The organism is Haloferula rosea, assembly GCF_016595525.1.
In the GTDB taxonomy this organism is placed as follows: domain Bacteria; phylum Verrucomicrobiota; class Verrucomicrobiia; order Verrucomicrobiales; family Akkermansiaceae; genus Haloferula; species Haloferula rosea.
In genome coordinates this window covers 1-20,917 of sequence record NZ_JAENII010000013.1, presented here as the reverse complement: position 1 = coordinate 20,917, position 20,917 = coordinate 1, and the positions used below count along the sequence as shown (strand labels likewise).

Annotated in this window: 14 protein-coding genes; 8 read left to right on the top strand and 6 right to left on the bottom strand. The window is 59.9% G+C overall.

What is annotated here, in order from left to right; all coding sequences use genetic code 11:
• Nucleotides 1–7: 7 nt before the first annotated feature.
• Nucleotides 8–7,141: an SdrD B-like domain-containing protein gene (locus JIN81_RS15040; protein WP_200281612.1), complete on the bottom strand. Its 7,134-nt coding sequence runs from the start codon at nt 7,139–7,141 to the stop codon at nt 8–10.
• 249 nt (nt 7,142–7,390) lie between these two features.
• Between JIN81_RS15040 and JIN81_RS15035 the strand changes: the two genes are divergently transcribed.
• The 4 genes from JIN81_RS15035 (at nt 7,391) to JIN81_RS15020 (ending at nt 11,703) form a co-directional block, all read left to right on the top strand.
• Nucleotides 7,391–8,341, top strand: a complete 951-nt coding sequence (locus JIN81_RS15035) for a DUF72 domain-containing protein (RefSeq protein WP_200281609.1) — start codon at nt 7,391–7,393, stop codon at nt 8,339–8,341.
• Between the two features lie 169 nt (nt 8,342–8,510).
• Nucleotides 8,511–10,238 (top strand): biosynthetic-type acetolactate synthase large subunit, encoded by a 1,728-nt coding sequence (gene ilvB / locus JIN81_RS15030; RefSeq protein WP_200281606.1) that lies wholly within the window; start codon nt 8,511–8,513, stop codon nt 10,236–10,238.
• A gap of 52 nt (nt 10,239–10,290) precedes the next feature.
• Nucleotides 10,291–10,827, top strand: coding sequence for an acetolactate synthase small subunit (gene ilvN, locus JIN81_RS15025; RefSeq protein WP_200281603.1), 537 nt, complete (start codon nt 10,291–10,293; stop codon nt 10,825–10,827).
• A gap of 222 nt (nt 10,828–11,049) precedes the next feature.
• Nucleotides 11,050–11,703, top strand: a complete 654-nt coding sequence (locus JIN81_RS15020) for a PEP-CTERM sorting domain-containing protein (RefSeq protein WP_200281594.1) — start codon at nt 11,050–11,052, stop codon at nt 11,701–11,703.
• A gap of 98 nt (nt 11,704–11,801) precedes the next feature.
• On the opposite strand, the gene JIN81_RS15015 is transcribed toward JIN81_RS15020, so the two are convergent.
• Complete coding sequence (locus JIN81_RS15015) at nt 11,802–12,806, bottom strand: alkaline phosphatase D family protein (protein WP_200281591.1); 1,005 nt, start codon at nt 12,804–12,806, stop codon at nt 11,802–11,804.
• Nucleotides 12,807–12,858: 52 nt separating this feature from the next.
• Nucleotides 12,859–13,257, bottom strand: a complete 399-nt coding sequence (locus JIN81_RS15010; RefSeq protein ID WP_200281588.1) for an NINE protein — start codon at nt 13,255–13,257, stop codon at nt 12,859–12,861.
• A gap of 113 nt (nt 13,258–13,370) precedes the next feature.
• Here JIN81_RS15010 and JIN81_RS15005 point away from each other — a divergent pair, with 113 nt between their 5' ends.
• Complete coding sequence (locus tag JIN81_RS15005; protein WP_234044998.1) at nt 13,371–13,736, top strand: Dabb family protein; 366 nt, start codon at nt 13,371–13,373, stop codon at nt 13,734–13,736.
• A gap of 36 nt (nt 13,737–13,772) precedes the next feature.
• Here the strand turns inward: JIN81_RS15005 and JIN81_RS15000 are convergent, their stop codons facing one another.
• The 3 genes from JIN81_RS15000 to JIN81_RS14990 form a co-directional block, all read right to left on the bottom strand.
• Nucleotides 13,773–14,960: a tetratricopeptide repeat protein gene (locus tag JIN81_RS15000; protein WP_200281585.1), complete on the bottom strand. Its 1,188-nt coding sequence runs from the start codon at nt 14,958–14,960 to the stop codon at nt 13,773–13,775.
• 42 nt (nt 14,961–15,002) lie between these two features.
• Nucleotides 15,003–16,832 (bottom strand): translational GTPase TypA, encoded by a 1,830-nt coding sequence (gene typA / locus JIN81_RS14995; RefSeq protein WP_200281582.1) that lies wholly within the window; start codon nt 16,830–16,832, stop codon nt 15,003–15,005.
• 155 nt (nt 16,833–16,987) lie between these two features.
• Nucleotides 16,988–17,959, bottom strand: coding sequence for an NAD(P)/FAD-dependent oxidoreductase (locus tag JIN81_RS14990; protein WP_200281579.1), 972 nt, complete (start codon nt 17,957–17,959; stop codon nt 16,988–16,990).
• 82 nt (nt 17,960–18,041) lie between these two features.
• Between JIN81_RS14990 and JIN81_RS14985 the strand changes: the two genes are divergently transcribed.
• The 3 genes from JIN81_RS14985 to JIN81_RS14975 all read left to right on the top strand — a co-directional run.
• Complete coding sequence (locus tag JIN81_RS14985; protein ID WP_200281575.1) at nt 18,042–18,590, top strand: XRE family transcriptional regulator; 549 nt, start codon at nt 18,042–18,044, stop codon at nt 18,588–18,590.
• A 51-nt stretch (nt 18,591–18,641) separates the two neighbouring features.
• Complete coding sequence (locus tag JIN81_RS14980; RefSeq protein WP_200281572.1) at nt 18,642–20,015, top strand: glycoside hydrolase family 88 protein; 1,374 nt, start codon at nt 18,642–18,644, stop codon at nt 20,013–20,015.
• 78 nt (nt 20,016–20,093) lie between these two features.
• On the top strand, nt 20,094–20,917 hold an 824-nt coding region (locus JIN81_RS14975; RefSeq protein WP_234044995.1), incomplete at its 3' end, for a sugar phosphate isomerase/epimerase family protein.

Below are 20,917 nucleotides of genomic sequence, written 5' to 3'. Positions count from 1 at the left end.
AATTGCGTCACGGTGCCCACGGCTGAGGCACGGTATAGGTGTCGTAGCCGAGACCGGATCGGAGGAAGACCGCACGGTTCCCGAGGAGAATCACTTCTCCTTCACGATTGCCCAGCAGGGCATCGCCAACGGCAACCCAGCGCTTCAGGGCAGGATTCACCGGGCTCCCATCCGCGAGGAAGTAGCTGTCATATCCAGCGGCACCGGGATCGGCGTCCTGACGCCAGATGAAGAACGAGTCAGCCACCTTGAAATCGAGGCTTCCGACAAATCCATCACTGCGCATGTTGCGCTGATTCGGCCCCGCTGCAGACTGGTCCAGTGGGAATCCTCCTCCCACCAGGTTGTCGCTGTCATCGAGAGGTCGGATGAAATCATTCGCACGAATCTCACCGTAGGCCAGGATCGACTTCTCGCTCGTCCGGTTGTTGAAGAAGACACCCTGCCCGGGTGGAAGAATCCGATCGCCCCGATCCAACATCGGAGACTCGGCGGCATCGACCCATCGCGGGCTCCCTCCGTTCTCATCCAGCCAGTAGAAGGTCCAAGCTCCATCGGCGAACACCTGGATCATGTCCGCAGTCATCTGACTGTCGCTCGCACCAAATGCATTTGGAGGAAACCGCTCATCAAGGGTCACATGGCGACGAAGCACCAGGGCATCGCCGACCAGATCGGATGGGAGTGCTCCCTGCCAGGTATTGAACGGCGCTTCCGCCGCATGCAGGGCGGAATCATTGGTCAGCGTGATCGCGTTCCCCGATGCCGACACCACATCAAAGCGATGCCCTTCCAAGTCCCCCGAAGTCACCTCCACATAGTAATTCGATCCCGGCTGCAGGAGGTCGGCGAGTTGCAAGGCGCCGGCACTCACGGACAGAACGACATCCTGACCACTCACCGCAGCAATCTCACCCGTGAACAGGGTTTCACGAAGATACGGATCATTGTAAGTCCGGCAGCAGAGAAGCAGATCGGTCTCCGTCCACCCTTCGACTTCGGAGTGGGTGGTGTGATCAATGATGGAATCCGGCTCTTCATCCAGATCCACACGAATCCTTACCACCCCTTCTCCATCGGTCAGCCCGGTGAGCGTTTCCAGATCGTGGATCGTGACCGTTTCGGTGCAGTCCCCGTTATCCTCCGTCGTGATCATCCCCGACGTGATCTCCAGTGAACTCCAAGCCACGGGATCGCCGAGCGCAGCCGCATACTCCAGGGTGTAGGTCACATCCAGCAGCGCACCTTTCGGACGAACAAACACCCCTTCAAGGGTTCCCGGTGCCAGACTTGACGGTTGGATGATCCACGCCGTGCGTCCTAGCCACGGACTGCCACTCCCGTCATCCGCCGGCATCGCGAATGCAAACTCAGCGAGATTATCGTAGGCATCCAGATCCGGATTACCATCAGCCCATTCACCCGGATGCTGGAACAACCATTCATCCCAATCGTCCGGACAGGTATCGAGCGTCTCAAGGAAATCGTTGTCTTCACTATCGAAGCCCGGTGGCACGTCGATCGGGGTGACATCGCCGATGATGTTCACATCGCCGCCATCGACATCGCCCACGCTGTCATAACCAAACGGCTGGGTCTGCCCAACCTGATAGACCCCCGGAGGCAGATCATCGAAGCGATAGGATCCATCCGATCCGGTCTGAGTCGTGATCCGCTGGACTCCGGGCTCGTCCGGGTCTCCATCCACCGGGTCACCGAATTCAGCGAGCAGGGTCAGAGTCACCCCGGACAAGGGCGTGGTGCCCGCGAACACGCTTCCACTGATCGATCCAAGCTCGATCTCGACAAAATCCTGCATCACCACGTTGCCGCCGGGCACCACCGCGATGGCCGTGACGTTGCCGATCCAATCGGGATCACCTCCGTCGATGTCAGACACACTGCCGTAGCCATCCGGCTGGGTTTCGACGACCTGGTAGTCGCCCGGGATCAGATTCGGGAACGAATAGTTTCCGAACTCATCGGTGGTGGTGGTGACCGGCTGACTCGCCCCATCGAGCACCGGCTCGCCCGCCTCGTCCAGGAGGGACAGGATCACTCCTTCCAGCGGATCATCCCCATCTCCGTCGTCATCCGCGTCACTCAGCACGGACCCGGAGATGGAACCAAACTGGATCTCAATGAAGTCATTGCCCGTATTTCCTGAACCCGCCGTCACGGTGAGCGCAGACTCAGCGCCGATCACATTGTCATTGGCGCCATCACTATCACTCACACTGGCATAGCCCGATGGCTGATCCTGCACCACCCGGTAGTCCGCCGGCAAAAGGTCGCTGAATTCATAGCTTCCGTCCCCGGCCGTCAATGTGGTGACCGGATTTCCCTCGAGATCCAGGACCGGACCACCCTCATCATCGAGCAATCGGATGACCACTCCGGAGAGCCCCACTTCACCCAACCCATCATCATCGGTATCCGCAAACACGGATCCTCGGATCCACCCCGCTGGATAGTAGCCGGCATCCACAGAGTCATTGTCATCACCCGCAGCCAAATCCACCGCAGCGCTACGCCCATCCGCACCTGCATCGCTGTCGGTATCTGCAGTTCCCTGACCAGTCACCGAGCGCGCATATCCGGAGAAGTCTGCGAAGCTGACCACATAGCGACCTGGAACAAGACCACCGAATCCGTAGGACCCGTCGCTGGCACTGGTGGCGGAACCCACCGCGTCATCGTCATCACTGTTCCCCGCGATTCCGTCCGGCCCGAACCCGGGTCGGAACAACTCGATGCCCACACCTTCGACGCCGAGTTCACCATCATCCTGCACGCCATTGGCATTGGCATCATTCCAGACGAAGTCGCCAAGAATCGCCGGCTCGTAGTACCCGGCATCAAGAGTCAGATCAGAAGCACCCGATACCAAGGTCACCGGGCCCGCAATTCCCGTGGCGGGATCAGCATCGCTATCGGATGCATCATCGCCCTGGTTGGCGATCGTCCGCTGATAGCCCGTCAACGCCCCGAAACCCACGTAGTAGTCGCCCGGCGGAAGATCTTCGAACAGGTAGCTGCCGTCCGGCTCCGACTGAATCGTATCCACCACCGAATCATCTCCCGCACGGAACAAGGTGACTGGCACACCACCCAGCCCGGGCTCACCCCCATCTCGCTGACCATCGCCATTCAGATCACTCCAAACGAGATCACCGATCGAAACCGGAACCGCATAGCCGAAGTCGACATCGGTCCTCACCTGCGTGCTGCTCAGGGAAAAGGTGGCTGAGTCATCAAGCCCACCGGACAGGTCGAAGGTCTGAATCACCCCCGCCGGGAGAGTCGAAGCATCGACACGTGCCGTGTAGGTCCCGGGAACCAGGCTGCCGATTCCATACGCACCACTTCCATCGGTGACATCCGAGGGCTCGGTCAACGAATCGAAGGCACCGTCACCGTCGATATCCAGGTAAACCCTGACGTTGGGGATGCCGGCCTCTCCACCATCCTGCAATCCATTGCCGTTCGCATCATTCCATACGAAGTCACCAAAGGACGCCGTGGCATTGTAGCCGAAGTCCACATCCACCGCATCTTCGCTTACCGTGAGCGTCCTTTGCGCCTCGTGATCCAAGGCTCCAGTCAGGTCATACGTTTGTGTGACTCCTTGCGGAAGCGTGCTGAACTCCACTCTCACGGTGTACGTCTCATCCGCGAGATTTTCGAACCGATACATCCCATCGAGGTCGGTGTAGGCGAAGGTTTCAACTCCCTGATCAAACCGGTTGTCTCCGTCCGCATCGATGTAAACGAGCACCCCCGCAATTCCGGGCTCACCGTTGTCGCGAGACCCGTCACCATTCCGGTCATTCCAGACCAGATCACCTAGCGTCGCATCGTTCCTGTAGCCGAAGTCCACATCTGTCCGGTTCGACCCCGAGAGCACGACTTCCGCCATGTCGTCATCCGTCGGATCCGTGAGGTCGTAGGTTGGAACGAAACTGCCGGGAACCGTCGAGCGGTCGACCCTCACCACGTAGTCTCCATTGAACAGGAATCCGATCAGATAGAAGCCGTCGGCATCAGTAATATCAGACAACTCGTTCGCGTCACGCACACCATTGTTGTTCGAATCGATGTAAACCCGGACATTCTCAATTCCGCTTTCGCCACCGACCGCATCGGACAAGTCATCGGCACCCGAAATCGAGCCGTTGTTGCTCACGTCAATGCCCCCATTGATCACCTGGAACCCGAAGAAACTCCCGTCATCAAAACCCGATATCGCACCATTGCCGCTGATATCGACGTAGCCATCAATGATCTCGAATCCTCCGAAGAAGCCATCGTCCGCATTCGAAACGCCTCCGCTTCGGTTGATATCCAGCCGGCCATTGATCACATCGTAGCCGACACCCTGAACACCATCGGCATCATCATCCTCCCATACGAGATCACCGATCGAGAGCGAACCCCGATAACCGAAGTCAAGGCGGTCTTCGTGTTCGACCCCGGACAGTGTCACCCCGGCCTCATGATCGAGAGCACCATTGAAGTCATGCGTTTGGGTCGCCCCCCCGGGCAGAGTGCCCGTATCCACCCTGACCTGATAGACACCATCCTCGAGATTCCCGATGAAGTAATTCCCGTCGCCGGAAGTGATCGCGAAAAGCTCACCTTCCTCGTAGGAATTGGAGCCATTGGCATCGATGTAGACCCGGACTCCATTGATCCCCGGCTCCCCCGCATCCTGTTCGCCATCCCCATCGGCATCCAGCCAGACACGATCGCCCAAGCTGGCATCGATCTTGTAGCCGAAATCAACATCCGTCCTGGTCTGCGAAGTGGCCAGCGTCACCGAGGCACTGTGCGGCGAACCCACACCATCCAGATCATCCGTCGGGCCATATCCCGGATCGATCGCAGAGATCCCCGAGGAATCCACCCGAATCGTGTAGCTACCGGCCAGCAGACCGGTGATCAGGTAGTCGCCATCATCCGTCGTGACATCCGAAGGCTCACCCACGTCGTGGACACCGTTCCCATTCAGGTCGGCATAAACGAGGATGCCATTGATACCGGCCTCTCCACCCTGCTGCTGCCCATCCCCGTTCAGATCCTCCCAGACCCGATCACCCAGGCTGGCGAAAAGCGTGTCTTCCCACTCGATGGGAATCACCAGACCATAGGGAGAAATCTCAACATCGCCCGTATTGACGATTCCGGTGCTCGTCGGATTCAGGTCCCCGAAGGCCTTCACCGCCGCTTCGAAGGCAATCTCAATGCTTTGCCCGACCCCGATGCCATCTGCGATCATCAGGGGAAAGCCCGATCCATCAAGCGGGAACAGAGTGCCCGATCCATCATCCGGAATCGGAGCCCACTCGACCCAGGCCCCACCAACCGAGTAGCGGAAACGAGTACTACCTGGGACGTAGGAAACGTCCGCTGGAAGGTTGTCCGTCACCCGGAAAGGCCCCGGGATGGACGTGCGTGCGGTGTTCACCACCTGGATCCGGTAGTCGAGCACATCCCCCGCACTGACCACACCATTCCTGTCCGCATCGTCACCGAGTCGGGAAATTTTTCCCGCGCTACCTTCGCGCAGGGGTGGAACCAATGCCGCCACATCGATGCCAGGCTGGGCGAAGGAGGCGACGGATGGATCCTGAGCCCAGACCGCAGCGACCTTCACCGCTGGATTCAGGGTGTAGATGAGCATGCCGCTCTGGTCGCCATCAGGATCGAACAATTTCAACTGCTCAAGCTCCCGCAGGTCATAGTCCACATCATAGTAGTTGCCGTTCGGATCTTCCTTCGGCCCGGCGTTGTCACCATTGAAGTCGACATACACCCGCTCCGCAACATCCCCGTTCCCAGCGGTGGTCAGCCACACCGGGTTGCCGTTCTGATCAGGACTGAGCGATGAGTAAGGATCCCGTCCGATCCCGAGACTGACCAGAGCCTGGGTGGTCAGGGAAGGCTCACCCACCAGCGTAAAGCCCCCATCCCAGCCTTTGTTGTCGTCGGACAACGCATCGGCATCGATCGTGCTGATGGCATAGAATAGCTCCTCGCCCACCGTGTAGAAGCGGTACGCACCGAAATGATCCACGCCATCCGCCTCCCCCATCACCACCCGTGCGTTTCCACCGGCGGGCACTGAAATCGTATCGGTCACGTAGCTCGAATCCGAGTCGCGATAATCATAGGAAACCGTGATCGGCGAGGTGCCCGGGTTGTAAAGGAAGGTCACCGCCCCATCGCCCGCGACAGTCGTCACCGGGGCATAATAGCTGGTTGCCCAGCGGTAGGTGGGCAACAGCATGGTATCCCGACTTGCGTAGTTCGAGTTCACCGTCCCCGTGAAGAGCAGGACTTGGATCGGTTCGTCCGAGCTCACCCTTGCTCCGGTCTCCACTCCGTCGACATAGAAGGTCTCGCCTTCACTGAGACGGACCGTCTGCTCGAAGCCTCCCGAGTTGTCCTTGTCCACGCGGACCGTGGCACCATTCGGTCCTGCTGATATCGAAACCCCCGTATAGTTGAACAGGTCCTGATCGAAGGTCAGCCCGCCCGAGGCCGCCGCCGTCGGCATGTCCACACCGACCGGCACACGATACTCGGTTCCCCACAGGCCGTATTCGAAGATTTCCACACAGCCCGCCAGCAAGGTGTCAGTCCCATCCGGAAAAGTCGTCTTGGTCAACGAGATCGGCTTGAAGGATGCGACCTTGTCGCGAGCATCGTAATCCAGCACCTCGCCCAAGGTGTCCACATCGACGAAGTTGCGGAGATTGAATACGGTTCCCGCAGGAATCAGGTCCGACGGATTCCCCGGGGGAAAGCCATTCGCAGCATTGCCATCACCGAAGACAAGCGTCGTGGATTGGACCGGGTTGGAGAGATTGTCTTCATACCCGTCTTCCCAGTGATCGTAGTAAATGATCGTCTCATCCGCGACCGTGGAAAAGGTCACAAAGACCGCCAGAGGATTCCCAGCCACACCATTGACGGCATCGAAGGCGTCCAACTGACTGTCCTCTGAAAAGGGAATGTAAAAGGTCTGCGTCGGCGGCGGAGACTGGCCATGGGCCAAAGGCGCGGCAACCACGATAGCCCCTACCGAGGCAACGAGACGCAGGAATCGGCCACAGTTGTGGCGACACATTTTTTTCATTTGAGGGAGTGACTGGGGGTGAACGCCTCTCCTTCAACCGGATCCGACACCAAACCATCGACGACTGCCGTCGCTGAAAATTGGGGAAGAATCGAGCCTCAGAGAGGACGAGATCAAAGTAACGGGATGGTTTATTATTAATATTTATTAATAAAACAACCGAAATTTTTATAAAGCATGGATTGCACTCACGATTCGCACCCCAATCCTACAAACTTCCGCGACCGCGATCCACGATTCGCCCCGCTCATGCACCCCTTCCCCCAAAAGGCCCACAACACCTTGTCCGAGCTTCAGGCAGACGGCCTCTACCTTGGCACCTCCTCGTGGAAATATCCCGGATGGCTGGGGCAGCTCTACGACGAGCAGCGCTACCTCACGCGTCGGAAATTCAGCAATGCTCGCTTCGAGCGAGAATGCCTCGCCGAGTATGCGGAGACCTTTTCCTCCGTCTGTGTCGATGCCTCCTACTACCGCTTTCCCGATCCCCGCTTCCTGGCATCGATCCACGAACAGGTTCCCGAGGATTTCCGGTTCTCCCACAAAGTCACGGATACCATCACCACGCGGCATTTCCCGAACCTACCACGCCACGGTGCCCACTCTGGGAAACGAAACCCAGTGTTTCTCGACTCCGCGATCTTCCTCAATTCCTTCCTCGAGCCCCTCCGGCCCTATCAGGATCAAACCGGCCTGCTGATTCTTGAGTTCACCCGCTTCCGGAAAGGCGACTTCGAACGAGGCCGGGACTTTCTCGAAATGCTGGACCGATTCCTCGCCCCGCTGCCAACCCGCGAATGGGACTTCGCGATCGAACTCCGAAACCCTTCGCTCCTCCGGCCCGAATACTTCGACCTGCTCAACCGCCACCATGTCGGCCACGTCTACAACCACTGGCACCGCATGCCGCCCAGTGGCGAACAGATCGACCTCTGCCCGCCCGACCAGCTCGAAGCCGCCTGCGGCATGCGCCTCCTTCTCAAGCCCGGCCGCGCCTACAAAGAAGCCGTCGAATCCTTCCAACCCTACGAGCGCATCCAGGAAGAACGGCCCGAAGCCCGCCAGGCCGCCCTGCGCTTCCTCCGCACTTCGGGAAAGAAGCCGCTGAAACGCAAGGCATACGTCTACGTGAACAATCGACTTGAAGGAAACTCCCTGCAAACGATCGCCGCCCTGCTCTCCCAGATTGGCAAGGCCTGAAACCCCAAGAATCCACGACCCAGATTCAAGAATCGGACAAATTCTCAAGCCAAACTCGATTTTCAAGCACAGAGGCCACCCGATCAGCCAAACTTGCACTCAAAAGGCCAATTTTCAGATTGCTGTTTCGGTAAAAATCAGCAACTTACCGCCTCAACCCGCAATTTTCATGAGCAACGAACCACTCGACGGCGCACAAGTCTTGGTCAAGACCCTGGACGAACTCGGGATCGAATACATCTTTGGCTACTCCGGTGGAGCGGCCATCCCCATTTTCGATGCCCTCGAAACCGTGAATACGAAGATGAAGTTCATCCTCGTCCGCCACGAACAAGGCGCCGTCCACATGGCCGACGGGTATGCACGCGCCACCGGCAAGCCCGCCGCCGTGCTGGTGACTTCCGGTCCCGGTGCCGGCAACACCGTAACCGGCCTCATGACCGCTCAGATGGACTCGGTTCCCATGATCGTCATCTCGGGTCAACAAGTGACCTGGATGCTCGGCAAGGATGCGTTCCAAGAGGCCGATATCTTCGGCATCACCGTGCCTGTGGTGAAACACAACTACCTCGTCAAGGACACCAATGCGATCGCCCGTGTTGCCCGCGAGGCTCACCACATCGCCACCACCGGTCGTCCCGGCCCCGTCCTCATCGACGTCCCGAAAGACATCTCGTCCGGCGAATTTACCGGCGACATGAACCCCGAGTTCAACCTCCCGGGCTACGATCCTTCCTCCGCGTTCGACATCTGCGATGAATCGGTCCAACAGGCCGCCGACCTGATCTCACGCGCCAAACGCCCGGTCATTCTTGCCGGACAAGGCGCGATGATCGCCCGTGCGGACAAGGAGTTGATGCAGCTTGCCGAACGTCTCGGCTGCCCGGTCACCACCACACTGCTCGGTAAGGGAGTGTTCCCCGAAACCCACCCGCTTTCACTCGGGATGCTCGGCATGCACGGCACCGCCTATGCCAACAAGGCCATGGTCGAGTGCGACCTGCTGCTGAACGTCGGCTCCCGATTCGATGATCGCATCATTGGTCAGGCCGACAAGTTCTGCGCCACCGCCAAGATCATCCACATCGACATCGATCCGGCCGAGATGAACAAGATGATCCGTCCGGACATCCAGATCGTCGGCGATGCCAAAGCGGCACTCACCGAGCTCAACAAACACGCCGAATCGCTCGACACCTCCGAGTGGAACAAGAAACTCGACGGCTACAAAAAGAAATACCCCCTCTCCTTCAAGAAGCAGGGTGGCCTGCGCATGCAGCAGGTGATCCACGAGCTTTACGAACTCACCGAGGGCAAGGCCATCGTTTCCACCGACGTCGGGCAGCACCAAATGTGGGCTGCGCAGTTCTACAAGAACGACGAATCCTACCACTGGCTGTCTTCCGGCGGTGCCGGCACCATGGGCTTCGGTTTCCCCGCCGCCATCGGCGCCCAACTCGCGCAACCCGACAAGACCGTCATTTCGATCTCCGGAGACGGTGGATTCCAGATGACCCTCTTCGAGCTTTCGACGGCCGCCATCCACAAGCTGCCGATCAAGATCGTGGTGCTCAACAACCACTACCTCGGCATGGTTCGCCAATGGCAGGAGCTGTTCTTCGAGAACCGTGAATCAGGTGTGGACCTCGAGGGCAACCCGGACTTCTGCAAGCTGGCCGCCGCCTACGGGATCCCGAGCGTGAACATCAAGCGTCCGGCCGATGTCACCCGCATGCTGCAAAAGGCCCTCGACTACAACGATGGGCCCATCCTGATCCATGCTGAGTGCGTGAAGACGGACAACGTGTTCCCCATGATCCCCGCTGGCGCGGCGCTGGAGAACATGATCACCGAACCGCCGAAGACCAAGATGGCCAAGCCGGTCGGCTCGACCTGATCCACAGCCCATCCGAGTCCCTCCATTCTCAATTTCCAACCTTCTTTTCACCGTGTCCACCATCGTCACCACCGACACCCCACAGGAACCCGTCACCACGGGCTCCGGCCACACCCTGTCCATCTTCGTCAACAATGAGCCCGGCGTCCTCATGCGGATCTGCCAGGTTTTCTCCCGACGCGGATTCAACATCGACTCCCTCGTGGTGTCGCGCGGCCGCAACGCCCGCTACTCGCGCATGACCATCGGCATCAGCGGCGACCCCGATGGCCTCGAGCAGATCATCCAGCAGGTCTCCAAGCTGATCGATGTGATCCACTGCTTCGAGCACACCTCGCACGACTCCGTGACCCGTGAGCTCTGCCTGGTGAAGCTGAAATGCTCACCCGAAGAGCGCTCCCAAGCCCTTCAGATCACCGAGCATTTCGGCGGCAAGACCGTCGACCTCACCCCCACCTCCATGATCGTCACCATCCACGGTGCCTCGAAGAAAATCGACTCCGCCATCGGCATGTTCGGTCAATTTGAGATCATCGAGACGGTCCGCACCGGCAAGGTCGTGATGGCGCGGGGCGAGCAGGCGACCTGAATCAGGTGCGCAGCCTTTCAAGGCGGCAAAGCTTCTCCAGCGACCGGATGCGGCACGGATCCAACTGGTTCTTTAGGTCTGTTTGCAATCAGCTGTTCTTTTGGAACAGTTTCTGCTCGCTATTTGCTCGATCCCACGGTGACAAATGTGTTTCGTGAGATCCCTGTTGAGTCGCGACGCGACATGATCGTTTTTCCAAGCACTGCCCATCAAACCGTCATCATGAAGAAATCACTGCTCGTTGCCGCCATCGCAAACCTCGCATGGGTTGGCCCAGCCCAGTCCGCCCTGGTATTCAGCCAATATGCGGAGGATGGGGACATCAAGGGTGTAGAGATCTGGAATTCCGGTGCCACGACCATCACCTTCAACGCAACCACCAATCTCCTCCAGATCAGCAACTACAACAACGGCAGCACGACGCCTACGTACACTTTCGAGAAGAACTCCGGTTCAATTACCGCTGGCCAAGTCCTCGTGTTTGCGGATGGCTCGAACAACTCGATCTGGTCCGATAGTGGAATCACCTTCGAGGAAGCCAACTTCAGCTTCAACGGTGACGACGCCCTCACCATCAGACTCGGTGGAGTGGTGACCGACATGATCGGCCTCGTTGGCACTGATCCCGGCAATAGCTGGACAGGTGGAGGCGTGGATACCCGCGACCAGAATATCGAACTGAAAGGCGGCATCACCAACGGGGATGCCGATGGCTGGACCGACCCAAGCGAACGTTTCGTCTTCGTCGCTCAGAATCCCCTCGACAGCGCAACGGGCACGAATCTTGCCGGCTTCGGCGTGGCACCCGTCCCTGAACCCTCCGTAGCTCTTCTCGGCGGGCTCGGCCTGATGGGCCTGCTGCGCCGTCGCCGCTGAACACCTCGGCGATCCCTTGCAAATCCCGGCCGGCCTCATCGCCCGCCGGGATTTTTTGTGCCCGTCGGAACATCACCCGCGAGTCGCGGGCCTGACTCTCAGCGCTTCAGCTCAAAACTCACCGCCCGCTGTGGACGGCCTTCCTCGTCCCGAATGCAGGCGGTCAGGATGGGCCGCGGTTTCGCGTTCTTCTCATTCCCCCAGCGATCTCCCCAGTCGATGCTCAGCGTGCCGAAGTTCGACGGCCGATAGAGTGATCCAACGCGTGATCGATTGGGTTCCTCTCCACTTCCAATCGGCAGATTGAGGCTGCTTGATGTGATTTCATACAGCGGGTAACCACAGCTTTCCTCGTCGAGCGAGATCTCCGACATGTGTCGGTCACCGCTCAGCAACAGGACCGGCGGCATCTCGGGCTTCGCCAGCAGGTCGAGCAGCCGTTGGCGCTCCTTGGGGAAATTCTCCCACTTCTCAAATCGATGCTCGGCCGGCAGGACCTGAATCGATGAGACGATGACATTCACCTCGGCCGAACTGCCCGACAGCATCTTCTCCAGCCACTTCCACTGCACCTCACCGAGCATGGTTCCATTGGAACCGATCTCATCGCGGAAATAGCGGGTATCCAACGAGATGACCCGGACCATCTTTCCCGGAGGGCCGAAATCCGACACACTGTAAACCCCTTCACGTTTGCGCCTCGGGCTCGACTCGGGGACATCCAGAAAATCGAGGAACACCTGCTGGGACTCCGCCCTCATCGGGAACTCCTTGCCCGCGTCATTCGCGCCGTAGTCGTGGTCATCCCAGGTCCCGGTCACCCGGGCACGACTGCGGATCAGCGCATAGGCAGGCAACTCACGGACCTCCTGATACTTCCTTGCCAGCACCGCCATGTCTTCGCTGTCACCATAGATGTTGTCTCCCATCCAGATGAATACATCCGGCTTCAGGGCCGCAATGGCGTCCATCGCAGGAGCAGGGTGCGTCTGCTTCAAGCAGGAGACGAAGGCCATCTGCCGAACCGGTTCGGCAACCGATTCAGCAGTCTGCGCATGAATCAACGGACACAGGGCCAGGAAGGCGGCGACTTTCAAAGACATGCCTCCACTAGCACCATGGAACCTCCCGATGGCAAGCCCCGACCGGTGACACTCAGGACTGATTCTTTTCGCTCACCTGCCCGTTCAGGGTCAGATAGTCGTAGAGGTAGCCGATGCCCACCAGTCCGCCGGTGAAGAGCCAGATCAATCCCGTGCCGATCTTGCCCAGATAGAAACGGTGGATGCCCAGATAACCGAGGAAGGTCTGCAGGATCCAGGCAACCGAATAATCGTAGGGACCCGTTGCGTAACGTTCGCTTGCATCCTTGGACATCGAGGGAATCAGGAACAGGTCGATGATCCAACCGATCCCGAGCAACCCCAGCGTGAAGAACCAGAGGATGCCGGTCTTGGTCTTCCCGAAGTAGAATCGGTGGGCACCGACGAATCCGAAGATCCAAAGGAGATAGCCGACCGTCTTGCTGTGCGTGGGATGGGTTGATTCATTCATGCCTGCATCATGCGAAATTTGCCGCCTCCAGCCATGGGAAAATGGCCGACTTTTCGGAACCATCATTCCGCCACGGATTTGACATGTCGCCTCGATCCGTCAGCCTCCCGATCATGATCCGAATTCTCATCGCTGCCATGTCCCTCCTCGCCCTCTCGTCCATCGCCCGTGCCGAAGGCGAATACCGCCACCTCGTCTTCTTCAAGTTCAAGGATGGCACCCCCGTTGAAGAGATCACCCGAATCGAGAAGGAATTCGCAGCCCTGCCTTCGAAGATCGATACCATCACGGATTTCGAATGGGGCCTCGACGTCAGTCCTGAGAAGAAGGCCAAGGGCTTCACCCACGGCTTCATCGTCACCTTCAAGGACAAGGCCGGACTCGACGTCTACCTCCCTCACGAAGACCACCAGAAGTTCGTGAAGGGCCTGAAGCCCCATCTTGAGGATGTCTTCGTGTTCGACTACGTGGCGAAGTAACCAGGATTCTGCGCGATGCCGTCGGTCTCCCCCACCCTAGGCCCGCTGAGCCGGCAGGGGTGGAGGCTGTCTCCTCATCCGGCGCTTCCTCGTCCTTGAGGTCTTCGCCCTGCGCAGGAGCCAAAGGATGCTGACCACGACGAAGTGGATGCCGGTGAAGGCGCCGAAGAAGGCATAGCCCTCCATCAGCGAGATATCCAACAGGTGGAAGCATGCACCCCAGAGCAGGCCATTGATCACAAGGAAGAAGAGGAAGCGGCTCCACACCGGCAGCAACCTCAGCCGATACCATAGCTGCATGCCCCGCAGGCTGGCCTTGGCCGGTCGCTTCATTTCGGAAACCAACAGCCACTCATACACCTTCCCTCCTGGCCAGAATACGAGGGTCGCCAGCACCAGCCAGATCAGGAAACCCAATACAAACTTTCCGGCCAGCAGGAACAGAAGCAGGCGCCACGGCTGAAGGAGACAGGCCCGCCCGAGCGCCCGCAACCACTCGAAAGTCCGGGTGGGGATACTAAAGATGCGGTAGATCAGGCTCCGCCTCGCCACCGCATGAAACAGGTCCTGTTGATACTGCGCATTTCCCGGCTCGGATTGGAGGGCGATCCGGTAGTGCTCTTCGGCGGCAGCCGGATCCTCCAACTCATTCAGATAGACGTCACCGATGCTGTTGTGGAGTGACGCATTCCCCGGCTCGAGGCGAAGGGCCTGCTGATACTCCTCCAGACGCTGGAGGGCCGCCGACGTGGACTCCTCGGAGGCGGCGTGGATGCGGATGTGGAGGTTTGCGATTTCTGGATCGTCGGGATCCAACTGACGCGCCCGGTCGATATGCCTCCGCGCCGAATCCAACTTCAACTCGCTCAGGTCGGCGATCGCGGCAGAAGTAAGGAAGGCCGTCTCGTCCGGATCTAGTCTCAGCCCAGCCGCGATGTGGGGACGCGCCTTGCGCCACTTTCCCGCCGACGAATGGAAGAAGGTCGCGGCGAACTGGGCATCCACCGTCTCGGGATCCGTCCGCAGGAGGAAGTCCAGATGGGGTCGCGCCTCCCGCTGCCGGTCGAGCCGGCACAGCCCCATGCAGAGGTAGTAGTGGGCCGACCAGTCATTCGGATCGAGCCCGAGACGACGACGCGCTTCCGCGATCAGCTGGTCGTCATGCCCGCTCTGATAGAGGACATGAAGAAACCCGGCCCCTTGCCCGCCATCTCCGGTTGCCATGCCGTCACCGTGGTCGGTAGGGCCACCGGAATCCAGCCGCGACTACTTCGGCGCCTTCGCAGCCTTCTCCGCGCGCTTGCGCACGTTCGGGTCGAGGATGCGCTTGCGCAGGCGGATGTTGCCAGGAGTCGCCTCCACCAGCTCATCGCCTTCGATGTATTCGATCGCCCGTTCCAGCGAGAAGCGGACCGGCGGAGCCAGCTTGGACGTCTTGTCCTTGCCGGCCGAACGCATGTTGTCGAGGTGCTTCTCCTTCACCGGGTTGACCGGCAGGTCGTTGGCCCGCGGGTTCTCGCCCACGATCATGCCCACGTAGATCTTGTCCCCCGGAGCCGCGAAAAGTTTGCCGCGCGATTCGAGCAGCTGCAGCGAATAGGTGGTCGCCGTGCCCGTGTCCATCGACACCAGCGTGCCGGTGATCCGCGTCACGATCTCACCCGCATGCGGGCCATACTCGGCGAAGAGGTGGCTCATGATGCCGTGACCGGAAGTCAGGTTCACCAGCTCGGTTTCGAAACCGATCAGGCCACGGGTTGGAATGCGGGCCTGGATCAGGCTGCGGCCACTGGCCTCCACATCCATGTGCTCGAGAAGCCCCTTGCGATTCGCCAGAGCCTTGAGAATCCCCTGGGTGTATTCGTCCGGAGCCTCGACGTAGAGCGTTTCGAACGGCTCCTGGAGTTGACCTGCTTCGTCACGACGCATGATCACGGTCGGACGCGAAACCAGAAGCTCGTATCCTTCACGACGCATCGTTTCCACAAGCACCGCAATCTGCATCGCACCGCGCGCGGAAACCGTGAACACCCCCGAAGTCTCGGTGTCTTCCACTTCGATCGAGATGTTCGTCTTGGTCTCCTTCATCAGGCGATCGCGGATCGCACGCGAGGTCACGTGCTTGCCATCCTGACCGGCGAAAGGACCATCGTTGATGGAGAACTGCATCTGCACGGTCGGCGGGTCGATCGCCACGAAAGGCAACTGCTCCGCGTCTTCGTTGGCCGCCAGCGTGTCACCGATATCGATGTCGTCGATGCCTGCCGCCACACCCACGATTCCGCCGGCGCTGCAGCCTTCGGAGTCCGTTGTGTCGAGGCCCGAGTAGGTGAAGGTCTTGCCGACCTTCGAGCGAACCTTGGTGCCGTCCTTGCGCAGCAACCACACGCTGTCGCCCTTCTTCACCGAACCACCGAGCACCTTGCCGATCGCCACACGACCCACGTAGTCGTCCCAATCGATGTTGGAAACCAGCATCGAGAACGGGGCGTCTTCCTTCGCTTCCGGCTCGGGGATGTATTCGATGATCTTCTCGATCAGAGGAACACAGTCCTTCCGCTCACCGTCCGGCGTGTTCATGAAATATCCGTCCCGTGCCGAACCATAGAGGAACGGAGCCTCGAACTGGTCTTCGGTCGCATCCAGGTCGAGGAACAACTCGAGCACCTGATCATGCACCTTGTCCGGGGTCGAAAGTGGACGGTCGATCTTGTTCACCACGACGATCGGCTTGAGGCCTTCCTGAAGTGCCTTGCGCAGCACGAAACGGGTCTGTGCCTGAGGGCCACCCGTCGCATCGACCACCAGAAGCACCCCATCCACCATCTTCATCACGCGCTCCACCTCGGCACCGAAGTCGGCGTGACCCGGGGTGTCCACGATGTTGATCGTGTAGCCATTGTAGAGAATGGCCGTGTTCTTCGCCTTGATGGTGATCCCCTTCTCCCGCTCGAGATCCATTGAATCCATCGCACGCTCCTGCTTTTCCTGGTTTTCGCGGTAGGTTCCACCTGCTTGGAGAAGTTGGTCCACAAGGGTGGTCTTCCCATGGTCAACGTGGGCAATGATGGCGAGATTTCGAACTTTAAGAGACATGGTGGCGGCGGTTGGAACGGCGAATTGCGGCGGCGCTATGGACGGAATCGCCCACCTTGGCAAGAACGGACCCACCCCTGCGTGCATTCACGGCCTCCACCGAACGGGGTTCCAGTCGCCGGACTCGCCGGTCCACAGAGCCCATCAGGGAGCCTTCACCCACTTCGCAACCACTCCGCCGCGTCCAGTTCCTCCTCGATCGCACGGCCGTCGACCAGCCAATCCACCAACCGGCGGGCCACTCCGGGTGCATACAACGATCCCTTCGATCCCAGCCCATTGAAGACCACCGCCCCATCCGCCAACTCGCCAATCAGAGGCATGCTCCGCCTCACGATCGGCCGGACGCCCGCCTCGTGCCGGGTCAACATGAAGTGCTCCACTCCCAGGCTCCTCAGGATCTCGAACACCCGTTCCTTCCCGGCCTCCGTCGGCTGGTCATCCAGCTGATCCCATTCATAGGTCGCCCCGGCCTTGAACTGCCCGTCACCCGCCGGCACCAACCACCCTCCTCCACCGATCAGGATCTTCGACTCGTCCTGCCCGGGAATCTCACCGGTCAAAATCTCGCCCTTCGCACAGCGGTGCTCACCGAGCTGCCCGCGGATCAGTCCCGCCGCCCCCTCGCAGCGAACGATGCGTCCACCGACAAACCCATCCCGTCTCCGCTCCGCAAAGAACCGGGCGCTCGCCTCACAAAACGCCGGAGCATTGAAACGCCCCCCGCCCTTCAACACCACGACCGCGCGAGCATCCCCTTCCCCCTCATCGACCCGCTCCACCCATGCCGCGACATCCGGGCGCTCCAACTTCCTCGAAACTTTCTTCCAGCCCTTCTCCGTCACCAGTCGATGCACCGGCAGCGGATGCCAGAAGGTTTCGCCCGTGGCCTTCTCCACCTCGCCGAAAAACTCCAGCGCCTCAGGCATGAACTCCGCAATCCTCCAGCTCGGCTCGAAATTCTTGCCCGTAACCGGGTTCATCAATCCCGCCGCCACTCTCGAGGCCGCCTCCGGACGGCTCTCGTCGCACCACTCAAATGCATGCCCGCGCGCATGAAGACGCCACGCCAAACATGCTCCAGCCAGCCCGAAACCCACGATCTGCACCCGCTCAGAGCTTGCCATACCCGATTCCTAGTCGAGGGTGAGCCAACTCCCCAGTTTTTTTCTTTGACGATAAAAATTGCGGACATATTTATTCAACCAGATGCCCCTCAGCGATACCAAGCTCACCCCTGAACTCGATTTCTCGGTCGTCCGAGAGGTCCGGAAGCAGGCGGGGATGACGCTTCAGGAGGTCGCTGATCAATCAGGACTCTCCATCGCCAGCCTTTCGAAGCTCGAGCGCAATCAGAACCTGGTCGAATTGGAAACCCTCTACCGCCTGGCCCGGGTGTTCGGCCTGTCCGCTTCGGACCTCCTTTCACTGGCGGAATCCCGCACCGCCCACCGGAAAACCATCGAGCGCTACCAGTCCGGGCCCTTCGAGTTCGAGAAACTCAGCTATCAGGGCATCGAGCTCTTCCACGCGGAGGCGAAGGTTGGTGGATCACTCACCCACCCGGAAGCGCATGGGGATGATCACGAGATCTGCTGGGTCCGGAGTGGCCGCATCCATATCCGTTTCTCCCACGAACAGCACAAGCTCGGGCCCGGGGAGGCCATCCAGTTCGACGCCGTACTCCCCCACACCTACGAAATTCTCGAAGACGCCACCCTCGTCATCGCCCACCTCCAGAAGACCCACCGATTCTAACCACTACCTCCGAATCCTTTCCGGATCTCCCAATTCAAAACACTTCTTCCCATGATCGACCTCAAGTCCGCGCCCACCCTCGAATCCCTGTCACCCCAACTCGACCGCTTCTTCGAACTCGCCAAGTCCAAGGTCGAGTCCATCGACAAGGAATACGACGATGCCAAGGGCTCTCCCGTTTTCACGGTCGACGGCAAATACACGACCCGCGGCTGGACCGAGTGGACCGAAGGATTCCGCTACGGGATCTCCATCCTCCACTTCGACGCCACCGGCGACGAAACATCCCTGAAGTCCGGCCGTGACCGCACCGTGGCAAACATGGCCAGCCACGTCAGCCACATCGGCGTGCACGACCACGGATTCAACAACCTCTCGACCTACGGCAACCTCCGTCGACTCATGATCGAAGGCCGGATCCCGGAGAACGAATGGGAGAAGAATTTCTACGAGCTCGCCATCAAGGTTTCCGGAGCCGTCCAAGCCGCGCGCTGGACCGAGCGCCAGGGCGGCGGCTTCATCCACTCCTTCAATGGCCCCCACTCCCTCTTCGTCGACACCATCCGCTCGTGCCGCATCCTCATGCAGGCCCACCTGCTCGGCCACAGCCTGATGGGTGAAGGCGACAAGTCGATCTCCCTGCTCGAGCGCGCCCTGCAGCACATCGAGTCCACCGCGAAGTATTCCGTCTTCTACGGCGAAGGACGCGACATCTGGGATGTTGCCGGCCGCACCACCCACGAAGCCATTTTCAATACCAAAGACGGAGCCTACCGCTGCCCGAACTCGCAGCAGGGCTACACCGGATTCACCACATGGACCCGCGGTCAGGGCTGGGCCGCCGTCGGCTTCCCCGAGGAACTCGAACTCCTCGCCACCATGCCCGATGAAGCCTTCGAACCCTTCGGCGGCAAGGCAAAGTGGGAAGCTCTCATGCTTCGGGCTGCAACGGCCATCGCCGACAACTTCATCGAGAACACCCCGACCGATGGCATCTCCTACTGGGATCAGGGGGGCCCGAACATGCACAAGCTCGGCGACTACCTGAACCAGCCCGCCGACCCCTTCAACGAGCACGAGCCGGTCGACTCCACCGCCTCCGCAATCACCGCTCAGGGACTGTTCCGCCTCGCGCGCTACCTGCGCAGCAAGGGAGAGAACGACAAGGCGAATCGCTACGAACAAGCCGGCCTCGTCACGGCCCAGGCTCTCTTCCGCGAGCCCTACCTCAGCACGGACTCAAACCACCAGGGACTCCTGCTTCACAGCATCTACCACCACCCGAATGGCTGGGACAACCGCCCCGACCCAAGCAAGGCGCCTTACGGTGAGTCCAGTATGTGGGGCGACTACCATGCCATGGAGCTTGCCGTCTACCTGCAGCGCCTCATCAACGGCGGCCCCTACCTCACCTTCTTCAAATAGATAGGGGAGCAAAGGCTTCCCAGCCTTTGACCTGAAAATGAACCCGAAGGTTGGAAGCCTTCGCCTTTCCTCTGAATCATGAATCGCCTCGCCATTCACACCATCACGACCAAGGCCTGGGACCTCCCCACGGCCGCGGCCAAGTATTCCGCCGCCGGCGTCCAGGGCATGGGCGTCTGGAGGCAGTGGCTCGACGGCCGCCCGCTGGCCGAGTCCCGCAGGATGCTCGATGACCACGGCATCACTCCTGTATCCCTAGTGCGCGGCGGTTTCTTCCCGCACCTCACGACCGAAGAAAAGCAGGAGTCGCACGACGACAACATCAAGGCCCTCGACGAAGCCGCCGCCATCGGTGCCCCGCAGGTGGTCCTCGTCTGCGGTGCCAAACCCGAGTTGTCACTCGAAGACTCACGCAAGCAGATCACCGACGGCATCGGGGCCTGCATCGATCACGCCAAGTCGGTCGGTGTGAAGTTGGCCATCGAGCCCCTTCACCCGATGTATGCCGACTGCCGAAGCGCGATCAACACCCTCAGTCAGGCAAACGACATCATTGACCAACTCGGAGCCGAACACGTCGGCATCGCCGCCGACGTCTATCACATCTGGTGGGACCCGAATCTTGAGGCCGAGATCAAGCGCTCCGGCGAACGCATCTGCGGCTTCCACGTCTGCGACTGGCTCACCCCCACCAACGACTTCCTCAACGACCGCGGTCTCATGGGCGAAGGCTGCATCGACATCAAGGGCATCCGCCAAAAGGTGGAGGACGCCGGCTTCAAGGACTGGATCGAAGTCGAAGTCTTCTCCGACCGCTGGTGGTCCCACGACCCCGACGATTACCTCGCCAAAATCATCGAAGCCCACAAGGAGGGGAGCGAAGGCTTCCAGCCTTCGACCTG

What these genes read in the sequence shown, in the direction of transcription:
- JIN81_RS15040 (WP_200281612.1), bottom strand. Translation starts at nt 7,141, where the DNA reads ATGAAAAAAATGTGTCGCCACAACTGTGGCCGATTCCTGCGTCTCGTT.
- JIN81_RS15035 (WP_200281609.1), top strand. Translation starts at nt 7,391, where the DNA reads ATGCACCCCTTCCCCCAAAAGGCCCACAACACCTTGTCCGAGCTTCAG.
- ilvB (WP_200281606.1), top strand. Translation starts at nt 8,511, where the DNA reads ATGAGCAACGAACCACTCGACGGCGCACAAGTCTTGGTCAAGACCCTG.
- JIN81_RS15020 (WP_200281594.1), top strand. Translation starts at nt 11,050, where the DNA reads ATGAAGAAATCACTGCTCGTTGCCGCCATCGCAAACCTCGCATGGGTT.
- JIN81_RS15015 (WP_200281591.1), bottom strand. Translation starts at nt 12,806, where the DNA reads ATGTCTTTGAAAGTCGCCGCCTTCCTGGCCCTGTGTCCGTTGATTCAT.
- JIN81_RS15010 (WP_200281588.1), bottom strand. Translation starts at nt 13,257, where the DNA reads ATGAATGAATCAACCCATCCCACGCACAGCAAGACGGTCGGCTATCTC.
- JIN81_RS15005 (WP_234044998.1), top strand. Translation starts at nt 13,371, where the DNA reads ATGATCCGAATTCTCATCGCTGCCATGTCCCTCCTCGCCCTCTCGTCC.
- JIN81_RS15000 (WP_200281585.1), bottom strand. Translation starts at nt 14,960, where the DNA reads ATGGCAACCGGAGATGGCGGGCAAGGGGCCGGGTTTCTTCATGTCCTC.
- typA (WP_200281582.1), bottom strand. Translation starts at nt 16,832, where the DNA reads ATGTCTCTTAAAGTTCGAAATCTCGCCATCATTGCCCACGTTGACCAT.
- JIN81_RS14990 (WP_200281579.1), bottom strand. Translation starts at nt 17,959, where the DNA reads ATGGCAAGCTCTGAGCGGGTGCAGATCGTGGGTTTCGGGCTGGCTGGA.
- JIN81_RS14985 (WP_200281575.1), top strand. Translation starts at nt 18,042, where the DNA reads ATGCCCCTCAGCGATACCAAGCTCACCCCTGAACTCGATTTCTCGGTC.
- JIN81_RS14980 (WP_200281572.1), top strand. Translation starts at nt 18,642, where the DNA reads ATGATCGACCTCAAGTCCGCGCCCACCCTCGAATCCCTGTCACCCCAA.